This is a genomic window from Aquiflexum sp., assembly GCF_977115555.1.
In genome coordinates this window covers 1-11,879 of the sequence record NZ_CDSBKL010000099.1, presented here as the reverse complement: position 1 = coordinate 11,879, position 11,879 = coordinate 1, and the positions used below count along the sequence as shown (strand labels likewise).

7 protein-coding genes are annotated in these 11,879 nt (G+C 41.9%); 5 read left to right on the top strand and 2 right to left on the bottom strand.

The window, feature by feature from the left end; genetic code table 11:
• Positions 1-468: 468 nt before the first annotated feature.
• The 4 genes from ACZFYI_RS08160 to ACZFYI_RS08145 all read left to right on the top strand — a co-directional run bounded on the left by ACZFYI_RS08160 (position 469) and on the right by ACZFYI_RS08145 (position 9,252).
• Complete coding sequence (locus tag ACZFYI_RS08160; protein ID WP_462523629.1) at positions 469-4,617, top strand: DUF7507 domain-containing protein; 4,149 nt, start codon at positions 469-471, stop codon at positions 4,615-4,617.
• A gap of 4 nt (positions 4,618-4,621) precedes the next feature.
• The gene (locus ACZFYI_RS08155) at positions 4,622-5,584 is read left to right on the top strand and encodes a PorP/SprF family type IX secretion system membrane protein (RefSeq protein ID WP_462523628.1); all 963 of its coding nucleotides are present in this window, start codon (positions 4,622-4,624) and stop codon (positions 5,582-5,584) included.
• Positions 5,585-5,595: 11 nt separating this feature from the next.
• On the top strand, positions 5,596-7,962 hold the full coding sequence (locus ACZFYI_RS08150) for an OmpA family protein (RefSeq protein ID WP_462523627.1): 2,367 nt from the start codon (positions 5,596-5,598) through the stop codon (positions 7,960-7,962).
• Positions 7,963-8,469: 507 nt separating this feature from the next.
• A complete protein-coding gene (locus ACZFYI_RS08145) occupies positions 8,470-9,252 on the top strand; it encodes a hypothetical protein (protein WP_462523626.1) in 783 nt (260 codons plus the stop codon).
• Positions 9,253-9,354: 102 nt separating this feature from the next.
• Here ACZFYI_RS08145 and ACZFYI_RS08140 read toward each other — a convergent pair whose 3' ends face one another.
• Complete coding sequence (locus ACZFYI_RS08140) at positions 9,355-9,507, bottom strand: helix-turn-helix domain-containing protein (protein WP_462523630.1); 153 nt, start codon at positions 9,505-9,507, stop codon at positions 9,355-9,357.
• Positions 9,508-9,706: 199 nt separating this feature from the next.
• Entirely contained in the window at positions 9,707-11,005 is a 1,299-nt protein-coding gene (locus ACZFYI_RS08135; RefSeq protein ID WP_462523625.1) for a serine hydrolase domain-containing protein, read from the bottom strand.
• Between the two features lie 242 nt (positions 11,006-11,247).
• On the opposite strand from ACZFYI_RS08135, the gene ACZFYI_RS08130 reads away from it, so the two are divergent.
• Positions 11,248-11,879, top strand: a 632-nt coding sequence (locus ACZFYI_RS08130; protein WP_462523624.1) for a cellulase N-terminal Ig-like domain-containing protein, incomplete at its 3' end; no start/stop codon positions are given.

The window sequence follows — 11,879 nt, the reverse complement described above, 5'->3', positions numbered from 1 at the left end:
TTTTTTCAAATAAATTCCCGGGAACGAACAGAGGTCAAAAAAAATTATATATTTTTTTAAAATTTTTTTTGGGCAGATTTCATTCGATTTCTGGAATTTGTAAAAAACATAGAAATCTGGAATTAGCACTTTTTTGGAATTCATCACTAGTCCTTTGTATTTTATGCCCCTGTTGCTCAAAATCGCCATTTTGTTAAAAAAAATTATGAAGGATTTACTTTTTTCGTAATCATTTTTTTATAAAATTTCCGTGAATAAGATTTTTGGAAAATAATTATGATTTCCAAACTATCTATGTACTTTAGCCTTGTAATTGACTATTTTGTCAAGATTTGCTGATTCACCCTTAGCAAAAAATGTGGGAAAATAGCCTAAAAGCCCCTAGTAAAAACTCGAACTGACTCTATCTAAATCGCCTCAAGCATTGCTTGTTTTTGTTAATAAATTTCTACTTTAAAAAGATTGTTCATGAAGCAATTTTGCAAACAATCTGTATTGCTTGTCATCCTGTTTATATCCTGGTTCCAACTGCAAGCATCACCAGATTTTTTTCATTCTTCCCCAGGTTCATCCGATTTTACCAAAAAATCAGGAGAAGATACTCATGTGCTTTCAGGCACTGATAGTCCTGATGCTGGAAGAGAAGGTTTTTCCGCTGCGGCCGCTGGGTTGGAAGTTTTTAAAGTTTCCAATGTTATCATTGTCCAGGCAGGTGGAGAAATCCTGTACACAGTAAGTGTGTTCAACGGTGGTCCTGATGCTGCGAATAACGTCACAGTGACAGATGTCCTTCCTGTAGGCACTTCTTTTGTTTCCGCTACCAATGGTGGTACTTTTAATGCAGGAACTGTAACCTGGGTTTTCCCGACTATCGCATCTGGGCAGACCGAGGTATTGACTGTAAGGGTTTTGGTAAATCTCGGAGTGGTAGAAGGAACGATCCTCATCAACAAAGCAGAAGCTTCCAGTCCAGATGATCCTGCCTCCCCAAAGACATCCAATAATGCTCAAGTTACGGTACTCCAAGGAATCATACCGATCCTGGAAATTGCCAAAACTGCCAATACCCCAACAGTGAGGTTGGGAGATACCATCACTTATACCATTACAGTTTCTAATTCCGGAAATGCTTTTGCAACAAATGTCAATGTCAGGGACGTGCTTCCTGCAGGGACAACATTTGTATCTACAGATAGGGGTGGTGTGCATTCAAACGGCACAGTCAATTGGTCCATTGGTCTTCTTTCTCCGGGGCAAACCATCGTCATCACCCTTGAAGTATTGGTAAATGGAAATTTTGTCGGGAATGAAGTAATCACCAATACCGCAAGAGTAACTAGCCCATCTGATCCGGCTTCTCCAAAAGATTCAAATCCTTCCAATGTCATAGTAGAAGAGGTGATACCCGAAATGGCAATCACCAAAAAAGCAAATGCACCGACTGTGTTTGCTGGAGAATTTATATCCTATACCATTGAGGTTACCAATTTTGGAACGGCGCCGGCAACAAATGTGACAGTTACTGACCAATTGCCTACGGGTACATTTTTTATCTCTGCTGATAATTCAGTGACCCATAACGCCGGTTTGGTCACATGGACATTGGGGACAATAAACCCGGGAGTGACTAGAATAATAAATCTGGTAGTTCAGGTGGGTCTTACAGTTCCAAACGGGACTGTCATCATCAATGGGGTGTCAGTTCAAAGTCCTGATATTAGCACTCCTGTACTGAACGATCCCGATCCTGAAAATGAGGTAATCGTAGTGTCTTTGCCGGAATTGATTGTTTCCAAATTCGCAGCCTCCCCAAAAGTAAATCCCGGTAATACGATTTCTTACACAATTACAGTGACCAACCTGGGAACTGCCAACGCCACGAATGTCAGTGTGACAGACGTCCTGCCCACAGGTACAACTTTTGTGAGCGCCAGCAATGGAGGCGTTCATTCTAATGGTACGGTCACTTGGACAATTGCCAGTCTGCCAATTGGGGAACAGGAAGATTTGGTACTTGTGGTAACCGCAGCTGCAAACCTTGCAGATGGCACCCAACTTACTAATATTGCCTCAGCGGTAAGTCCTGCTGATCCTACTAATGTGGCGAGCTCAAGCCCCAGTGTAGTCACAGTCGAAGTGATTGCTCCTGTCCTTGACATCACAAAACTTCCCGGAGCTTTTACAGCCAATGCCGGTGAAAACATTACTTATACTATTACGGTCCGAAATACCGGAAATGCCCCAGCAAACAACCTCGTTGTAACCGATCCTTTACCAGCCAACACCACTTTTGTCTCAGCAGACAACGGAGGTACATTTGCATCAGATTTGGTCACTTGGTCTTTGGGTACAATGGACGCAGGAGCCTCACTTGATTTGATTTTGGTGGTAAAAGTAGACCCAAGTGTACCGGCAGGTACCAAAATAAAGAATATTGCAACTGCAGACAGTCCGGATAACCTCGAAGGACCAATAGAAAGCAGCAGTGATATAAGCTTGGAAGTGACCATTGAAAATTTGGCCACTCTTGAAATTACCAAAGCAGCTGATAGGCCAATCATCAGATCAGGGCAAAATATTATTTACACCCTTTCTGTTAGCAACAATGGCCCAAGTGATGCCCTCGGGGTCGTGGCGAACGATGCCCTTCCATCAGGGACTACTTTTGTAAGTGCCTCAAATGGTGGTGTCTTTGCCAATGGCAACGTCAGTTGGCTGGTTGGTACCATCAAATCTGGAGAGCAAATCAACCTTCAGGTAACTGTAACTTCGTCGGCTTCCTTGACTGACGGTACCGTTATCAGCAATGTGGGAACTGTAAACAGTCCATCTGATCCCGCCGGTATCAAAACATCAGCCCCGAGTTTGGTTACGATAGATAACAGTTCACCAATACTAGAAATTACCAAAATCCCCAATGAAACTTCTATCAATGCGGGAGAAGAAATTACATACACCATCACAGTCAGTAATACAGGAAATGCGCCAGCAACCAATGTAATGGTCACAGATGAATTGCCTACGGGAACTTCTTTTGTGACTACCGGAAATGGGGGAACGCATGATTCCGGAACCGTAATTTGGTCTTTGGGAACAATGGCTCCCGGTGAATCCATTATTTTGGTTTTGGTAGTAAAAGTAGGGCAAGATGTCTTGGCAGGAACCAAAATCATGAACATCGCCATTGCTGACAGCCCTGATGATGTGAATGATCCTGTCGAAAGTAGTCCTGATCCTGACCTTGAGGTTAATATAGTAACTCTGGCAAATTTATCTATCACCAAAACAGCGGGAGTGACTGAAGTATTGGCAGGAGGAGAGATAGTGTATACCATTTCTGTAGAAAACAGTGGGCCAAGTAATGCCGCTAATGTATCCATCACCGATGTACTTCCTGCTGAAACCACTTTCGTCAGTGCTGATAATGGGGGAGTTCATGCAAACGGTACTGTCTCCTGGACTATTTCTAAGATAGATGCAGGCCAAAAAGTTGATTTGATTTTGGTAGTAAATGCATTGGGAAATCTAACAGATGGTCAGGTCATCAGCAATATCGCTTCCGTCACTTCACCATCAGATCCTGCCGGTTCACAGGTTTCTGATCCAAGCTTGGTCTCGATCAATAATTCCCTGGAAGATACAGAGGTAACTGTTACAAAAGATGCTTCAGTAGCCTCTGCTTCACCGGGAGAAATAATTGAGTACTCGATTGTAATTACCAATAATGGTGATTTCGATGCAAAAAATATTGTGGTTACCGATACCCTTCCTGACGGGCTGATCCCGATGGAAGCATCCAATCTAGGGGTGATTGAAGATAATATTGTTACTTGGAATATCCCGATTATGGTACCGGATCAATCTATCACTTTGACCATCTCTGTCATGGTCACCTTGGAGGAAGGTTCGGTTGTCAATGAAGTTCTTGTGGAAGGCACCAACTTTGATGAGGTGGGAGCTGTTTCCCCTGCACTCACAGTGAATCAAGTAGACCTGAAACTGACCAAAGAGGTGTCGGCCAACATCGTGGCCAAGGGAAGCACTTTCAAATACAAACTTTCTGTTGAAAATCTAAGTGACACAAAGGCCACCTTGGTCGTACTCAGCGATACTTTGCCTGTTGGAGTCAAATATAAAAGTGCAACGGCCTCTATCGGAGAAGTGAGTTTTGATATCGCAGAAAATGCCGTGGTCCTTGAGATCGATGAAATCCTTCCGGGAGAAATCATCACTTTGGAAATAGAAGTCACCGCTGAGTCCATCGCCGATATCACCAATGTCGCCGATGTAGTTTCAAATGAAAAAGACTCAAACATCTTGGACAATACCGCAAGTGTATCCCACCGTCAGATGGAATTCTCTATTCCTAATGCTTTTTCGCCAAATGGTGACGGCATCAATGAAGACTGGGTAGTAAAAGGACTTTTAGATATCTATCCATACAACAGGCTTGTCATCGTCAACCGATGGGGGGTAGAAATATTCAAAACCAACAACTATAAAAATGATTGGAATGGGCAAGGAGTGGGAGAAGGCACTTACTTCTACCAGCTGACACTTATTGCACAGGATGGCAAAGAGGAAGTATTCACCGGTTATCTGACCGTAATCAAGTAGCATTATGAAAAAGTTATCCATTTTATTTTTCTTTATACTGATGGTTTCCCAGCATCTGTTTGGACAGCAGGTACCACAGTTTAGCCAATACATGTTCAACCCATTGTTCATCAACCCTGCCTACACAGGCTATAAAGAGCAGCTTTATATCCAAACTTACTATAGGAAACAATGGACAGGAGTCGAAGGTAGTCCTGAGACCTTTGCCATCGGTGCAGACGGATACTTGCCTGAGTCAAGAATCGGTGTGGGTATGGTCGGTGTATCAGATAAAATAGGTGCCCAGCGTACCAATGCTGTCTATGGCAACATTGCCTATCACCTGCACATTGCCCAATCAAGTTACCTGAGTTTTGGAATGGGAATTGGCTTTATCGGTTCCATGATTGATGGTTTGGCATTATCTACTAGCAATCCAAATGATCCCAGCATTCCTGCAGTAAAAAATCAGATTTCCTATCCTGATCTCAAATTGGGGATGTTTTATTACGATGACAGCAAGTTTTTTGGAATAGCGGTAGACAATTTGGTTTCACCCATGAATCAATCGGAAAACGCAGATATTTTCATGGAGCCAAGGACACATTTTTACCTTACAGGTGGCGGATTAGTAGAATTATCTCCTGATATTGCGCTCCGCCCGACATTCATGATGATTGACGATTTCAATGCGCCATCAAGAATCGACATGACTGCCTCCATGGTTTACAAGGATAAATTCTGGTTCGGGACCACCTATAGAACAGCTCTGGATTATGCCAACAGGGCAACTTCTGACAATTTGAAAAAAGGAACAGCCGTAGTTTTCTTATTTGAGTTTTTTGTTAAAAACGGACTCAGGGTAGGTTACGCATACGATCATAATATTTCAGGCTTTGATGTTAGGAATTTTTCCACCCACGATATTTCTATCGGGTATATGTTTGCCCCGAGTCTCGTCAGGGTGGTTTCTCCAAGACACTTTTAAATACCAATACAATGAATAAACGATACATACACCTCCTATTTTTAGTCCCGATCGTGGTTGGGACCTCCTGCTCTTCATACAACAGTAGTATCAAAAGGGCTAACCAACAGCTTGAATTATTTAATTTCAAGGATGCTGCCTACGAATTTGGGGAAGCTTGGGAGAAAAAAGAAGACAATGAAACTGCCAGAGGCTTAGCTTATTCCAATTACAAAATGAGGGATTTTGGCAAAGCGGCTGCATGGTACAGGTTTTTGGAAGATAAGGACGAACTTACCACCCAAGATTCCTACCAATATGCTGAATCATTGATCGCCAATTCAAAATTTGATGAGTCTGCCAAAGTCTTGGATAAAATGATTCTCAAAGACGGGGAAGTCAGCAAGCAACCAAAATGGATGATGCTGCGGAAATCCGCAGGTGAGGCCAAAGAAATTTTGAACACCCCCACCAAATACCAGATCAAACCGCTGAAATCGTTAAATACAACTTATTCAGAATTTGGTCTAACTATTGACGAAGGAGTGATTTTCTTCAGTTCAGACAGGATCTCCGACAAAAAAGGAGCAGGTGGATTGACTGATAACCAAAGGTATGGCTGGACCGGAAATGGCTTCCTTACAGTATATGAAGCCAACTTGAATAAAACCAATGATGACCTAGAGAATATTGTTTCTTCCAAAGTATTTCAAAATGAAAACCATATCGGCCCGATCCATAAGTCAGGCAACATGATGTTTTATACCGTGACGGAAGCTGGTAATGAAACAAATAAAAGGGAAGGGAGAAAATTTGGATTGACAGTGTATCCTGAACTGCTATACAAAGAAAAGAAGTCAGACGGAACATTCGGTGAAGCCAAGTCATTGAGCATCAATTCTTCTTTGAAATATACTGTCGCAGATCCTTTTTGGGATGAAATCAACAAGAGGCTGTATTTTTCATCCGATATGCCCGGTGGATTTGGAGGAAGTGATATTTACTATCAGGATTATTTCGGAAATGACAAATGGTCCAATCCGGTCAACCTAGGAAAAGATATCAATACATTTGGAAATGATAGATCTCCTTTTATCTATGAGGATGTGTTTTACTTTTCTTCTGAAGGTTTGGGAGGATTGGGAGGATTGGATATTTACAAGTCAAGTATGGTCGGCACCTCGTTCGCTACTCCGGAAAACCTTGGTGTACCCTTCAATTCCAATAAAGATGATTTTTTCTTTTTCAAAGACAAATCCAACAATGGACAGGTTTTCCTAACCTCCGACAGGAATGGAAGTGTAGGTTTGGATGACATTTATTTTGTAGAACAATTGGCAGAGGAGTTCTTCACCGTTACCGGGGTTGTCAAAGACAAAGAAACAGGTGCCCCAATCCAAAATACGGTTGTTACCCTTACCGATACTGTTTCTGGGGTAAATACATCAGTCGTGAGTGATGATGAAGGAAGGTTCACTTTCTTCTTGCCACTCAACAATACCTACACCATCGAAACCGTCACATCAGGATATTTCAATCAGGTAAAAGAAGGATTTTCGACCAAGCCTAACCAAAACAACAAATTGGATCTGAATGTATTTTCAGAAAAAGTATCATTCGACAAAGGCATCAGGATTTTCGATATCTATTATGATTACAACAGTGCTGCCATCAGGTCTGACGCTTCAGTCGAGTTGAGAAAAATAATTGAAGTGATGCGGGATAATCCACAGTTCAGGCTGCAGATGTATTCCCACACAGATTCCAGGGGCAAGGCAGAATACAATGTGAAGCTATCTGAAACAAGAGGTCTTTCTGTATTGAATTACCTGAATACAGAAGGGATTGTTTCCCGTAGGGTGAGGTCTGAGGGAATGGGCGAGTCAAGGTTGGTAAATGACTGTGTGGATGTGGTAGAATGTACGGAAGAAGAGCATCAAAGGAACAGAAGGACAGAATTTGTCATCATGAACCTGGCCTCTTTTGAGAAAAACCTTCCTTATGAATCTTTCAAATTTGAAGATCCGGACCAAAAAGAAAGGATTGAAACCCTTGCTGTTCCTGAACTTCAGGCAGTACCGGTAAGCGTAGAAGTGGTGGTTTCGGAAGTTGAAGAAGAGGAAATTGACGAATCAATAAACGGTGCATTTACCGTCGCTCCATCTGGCGAATATAACCATTACATCATCATCGAAAGCTGGCAGACTGAGTATATGGCAAGTTTGAGGGCTAAGGAACTTTCGGGAACCTATAAAGTAAACGTGATTCCACCTGCTGATGGTACCACCAACTTTAGGCTATCTGTGGCAGTATATCCAAGCATGGAAGAAGCGGCAAGGAATGTGAACAGGTTCAGAAGAGAATTCAATGACGAAACGATCTGGATATTGGCTTATTGATTTGGTAATAATTCCATCTTAAGCAGACTAAAAAAACACAAATTCCCGTAGTTCCCGAATCTAAAAATTGGATTTGGGAACTGCGGGAATTTTTTATCAGGGTAAAAATTCAGGTGAATGCGATCAGAGTCCGAACCCCAGCAATATGATAACGCTGTCGAGCCTAAGATGAAAGGGGGTATGAATCGATCCCTGGTGATTACCTAAAAACCACACAGATTATGTCTTTTTAGGGTACATAAAGTTAGGTGACTCCTGCCCTCTCCCTGCCATAGCTGAACTAGATGGAGGTTTATTGCTCACGGCTGTGGACTCGATTAGCGGTTGTTGATTTTTTTTTCTTTAATCCCCAGATGTTCACAAGTTTAGTGCTCTAAAATGAGGGATTTCATGTCAAATCCTGAACAATCTTATATTTTTCGTTTTAAAATTTGTTTTTTTAAATTAAAAACATTATATTATTTTGAGTTTTTCAATAATTTCAATATAATCTAAACCCAAAATTTTATGAGACAGATTTTGTTAACACTGATTGTACTAGTTATTGTCGGGGTGCATGCCAATGCGCAGTCAACGGCTACAGCCGCACCTGACCCAGGAATTTCGGTTTACATGTACCGTAAGGTGCCTGATGACAAACGTGACGAATTTATCAAAAGAGAGACTACGTATTGGGCTGAAATGTTGCGCAAGGAAATTCCGAAAGGTAATATCACATTCTGGGCGCTTCTTGAAAAAGTGGGTGGTTATGATATGGAAAATTCTTCGAATTTTCTTTTTATAAATACCTACAAGAACATAGACGCGATGAACGAAATCTGGGGAAATATCACAACAGCATTTCCGAATGTAACTATGATTAAGATGGAGACCAACTCTATTAGTACAACCACAAGCGTGTTATTTCTACGAGATGCCGGTTGGCAGGAAGCGACGGGTGTAGTAGCTGATGATGAATTCAAATTTATTAATATGATCTATCACAATTCGGCGGATCCTAATGCGCTCGTTGATCTGGAAAATAAACATTGGGCACCGTTCATTAAAACAGTCATGGACAAGAATCAAGTCGGTCAAAGAGGATGGGGAAATGCTGTTGTGCTTTCACCTCATTCCAGTGAAATGAATTTTAATTCAGTCTCCTATGATCTTTATCCAACATTGAAAGAAGCACTGACCCCTACTTGGGATTCCAAAATAGTTGTTCCCGAAGGTCTGACTGAAATAGGTGAAATGGAAACCGCTCCAAGAAGTCAGGTAATATATCGGATTGTCAAAGTGGTTAATTAATTTTATTTGTCCCGATAGGATGACTGTATTTCCACTGAAGTAGTTTTTGTTATTAAGGAAGCCCTCTTGTAAAGGGCTTTCTTTTTTCTGTCAAGTTGATTGTTAGATTTTCACACGAAATTCAAGTCGTCCACCAAAGTCAAGTTCTATGATTTTTTGAAGGGTAGAAATTCGGGCTTCTTTTATGTTGTTCTCAATTTTTGAAATGTAGGATTTGGTTGTCCCAACTTTTTCAGCAAGTTGTTCCTGTGTTATAATAACTGGGGAATTCTGGTGGAAGGGATCAAGAGGATTTGAAGGTTAATCACAGATTTTGATAAAATAAAAAAAGCCAGGCTCTCACCTGACTTTCAATTCTCCTTTTTACCAATTTCAATTAAAACCTCACCAAACAAATTCTGAAGTTCAAAAGAAGCCACAGTCGACCGTGGACTGTGGTCTGTCAAACTCCTCCTCAATCATCCACCAAAGTGAATACCATCTGACGGAATTTCCAACCTGTCTCTTCGCCGATTTGTTGGGTTTGTTTCATGAGGATGCCGATGATTTTTTCTTCCGGATCGGCAAAGTATTGGGTGTTGAAATAACCGCCCCAATCGAATGTGCCTTCGCTTCCGATTCCTCCTTGAGCGATTCCTTTTTCATTGACCACACCAAAAGCCAATCCATAATGCTTTCCGTCACCCCAAAGGTTCCCGGTCTGATTTTGCATGATGGTTTTGATGGTAGTTCTGCTGAGGATTCTGACACCATTGAGTTCACCGCCATTGAGGTACATCTGAAGGAAAGTGGCGTAATCTTTAGCAGTGCTCGATAGTCCTGCCCCTCCCGAGAAGAATCTTTTTGCTCCGGTAATGGGATAATTGGGATCATAGAAAGTGGTTGGAAAACCTTCCCATTTGCCGTTGGTTTTGCGGTGGATGGTCACCAATCTTGAAGCTTTGGCATCAGGCAGGTAAAACCAAGTGTCCTGCATGCCCAAAGGCTCAAACAACCGCTCTCTCAAAAACCTGTCAAATGGCATTCCTGACACGATTTCTATCAGATATCCCAATACATCCAATCCCTCAGAGTAAGTATATTTTTCTCCCGGATTATGGTGGAGGGGCAGTTTGGCCAATTTTTTCACATTGTCCCCGATGCTGATATTCTCTGTAGTGTAGAGGTCGATGATTCCGGCTTTGTGGTAGATCCTTTTCATCCGCTCATCTCCATCGATCACACCATATCCCAAACCGGAAGTATGGGTAAGCAAGTGGCGGATGGTGATTTCCTTATTGGCAGCCACAGCGGTATAAGAGGTATCGCCATACCGGAAATTTTGCAAAACCTGTGGGTTTTTGAATTCCGGGATGAACTTCGAAATGGGATCGTCCAACCTGAATTTCCCTTCTTCCCAAAGCATCATCACAGCGGTGGAAGTAATGGCTTTTGTCTGGGAAGCGATTCTGAAGATGGCATCTTTTTGCATGGCTTTGCCGGATTCCACATCTGCAAATCCTTTCGCAGAATGGTAGACGATTTTGCCGTTTCTGACAATCATCGCCACCAATCCCGGCAGTTCTTCGTTTTTGACGGATTCTTCCAGCATTGCATCCAGTTTCTTCAACCTTTCGGGTGAGATCCCCACACTTTGGGGAGAAGCTTCTGAAAGTGGTGGGGATTTTTTGATGGAGGGAGTTTGGGCCAATAGGCTTGAACTGATCAAAAAGCAGAGCAAGAATTGGAAGATTGATCTTGGGTTGATGTTCATAGGAATGAGATTGGAAATGAAATTTTAAGATAATCAAAAAGTGGATTTTATTCTGTCAATGATATTTATACGGTCATTTATTTTGGTTTTTTGTTCCAATTTGCCTGTTTATAATTGGAGATTTACCGGAAATCAAAAAAAAAGTAAATAATGTTTTTTATAAAATCTTCCATTTATACAATCGGTAAAATCCAAAGGGTGTGTTTTGTTATTTTTAGATTCAAGAAATCCAAAGCAGGCCTATGTATTTGATCCAATTTATTTTCTTCTTAACCTCCATTTTTGATGGAGTCGAAACCGTAGAACATTCCCAAGACGATATCCACATCCGTATCAACCAACTCGGTTACCTGCCTTCCGATACCAAAGTTGCGGTAGTTTTCAGCAAGGATATTGTCAAAGAAAACTTCCAACTTATCGACAAAGCTACAGGAAAGACAGTTTTGGAAATCAAACTTGAAAGGCTTAAAACAAATGAATGGGGAGGCTTTCTGTATTGGGAAGCGGATTTTTCCCAAGTCACTGAAAAAGGTGATTTTTTTCTCCAAGGGAAAAAAAGTAGAACCCAATCATCTGTTTTTCCGATCGGAGAGGGGACTTACACCGGACAGCAGGAATCCCTATTGGAATTTATGCGGCAGCAGCGATGTGGTTACAATCCCACTTTGGACATGGTCTGCCATGCAAAAGACGGACGGACATTTTTTGGCCCGATGGCAGATAGCACCTATTTGGACCTGAGTGGCGGTTGGCACGATGCCGGAGACCAACTCAAATACCTCATCACTTCCAGCTATGCGACAGCGCACATGCTGATGGCTTATGAATTGTATCCCGACAGGTTTGAGGACAAGGTCAATGCCTTGGGACAGGC